The following is a 1,087-nucleotide window of genomic DNA, read 5'->3' as shown; positions in this document are numbered from 1 at the left end:
CCCCCGCACCACGGCACCGGCGCCGCCGGCGCGGAAGCCCGCGAAGACGCCGTCCGACCCCGCGCCGACCGCGCCGGCCGCCCCCGCGGGCACCTCCGGACAGATCGCCGCGCTCGTCAACGCCGAGCGCGCGAAGAGCGGATGCGGCCCGGTACGGGTCAACGGCAAGCTCGACGCCGCGGCCGCGAAGCACTCGGCCGACATGGACAGGCGCGACTTCTTCGACCACGAGAACCCGGACGGCGAGAACCCCGGCGACCGCATCACCGCGTCCGGATACCGCTGGAGCACGTACGGCGAGAACATCGCGCGGGGGCAGCGGAGCGCCGCTCAGGTCATGCGGACGTGGATGGACAGCCCGGGGCACCGCGCGAACATCCTCAACTGCGACTTCAAGGAGATCGGCGTCGGCCGCCACGACGCGGCGGGCGGTCCGTGGTGGACGCAGGTGTTCGGCACCGCGCGCTGATCCGGAATACTTCCGAAAAATTTCAGCACCACAATCCGGATTTTGATCTCCGATTCAGGGGTCGTGCGGTCGATCACGGGAGTCGATCACGCAATAGGCTGCTCGCGCATACGTCTTGAGCTGGGGCGATCCCAGATTCAAGGAATTCGGATCACTAGCACCTTTCCGGAATATCTGCGAAAGGTGTTGACGCCCCGACGGGCCGAACCGACACTGCTGGGCACACCCGAGCTGCCGTCCCCCCTCACGAGGAGGAAGCATGCACCGGAACTTCATCCCCGCCCGTCTGGTCAGCCGCAGGAACTTCCTCGGCGGCACCGGCGCCCTGGCGCTGGGCGCGTCCGCGACGCTGCTCTCCGGAACCGCGCACGCCGGCACGCGCCAGACCATCACCACGAACCAGACCGGCACCCACAACGGCTACTACTACTCGTTCTGGACCGACGCCCAGGGAACGGTGTCCATGACCCTGGGGGCCGGCGGCCAGTACAGCACCTCGTGGAGGAACACCGGGAACTTCGTCTGCGGCAAGGGCTGGAGCAACGGCGGCCGCCGGAACGTGTCCTACTCCGGCAGCTTCTCCCCGTCCGGCAACGGCTATCTGTGCCTCTACGGCTG

Annotated in this window: 2 protein-coding genes; both read left to right on the top strand. The window is 68.4% G+C overall.

Annotated features, from left to right (window positions below; translation table 11 throughout):
* Nucleotides 1–469: CAP domain-containing protein (locus G5C65_RS37210; RefSeq protein WP_165303452.1), on the top strand; the 469-nt coding region annotated here is incomplete at its 5' end.
* Nucleotides 470–728: 259 nt separating this feature from the next.
* On the top strand, nucleotides 729–1,087 hold a 359-nt coding region (locus G5C65_RS37205; protein ID WP_165303451.1), incomplete at its 3' end, for a glycoside hydrolase family 11 protein.

This window comes from Streptomyces boncukensis, from assembly GCF_011045075.1.
Classification (GTDB): domain Bacteria; phylum Actinomycetota; class Actinomycetes; order Streptomycetales; family Streptomycetaceae; genus Streptomyces; species Streptomyces boncukensis.
Note: the sequence above shows the minus strand (reverse complement) of the source record. Positions and strands in the feature narration are given on the sequence as shown.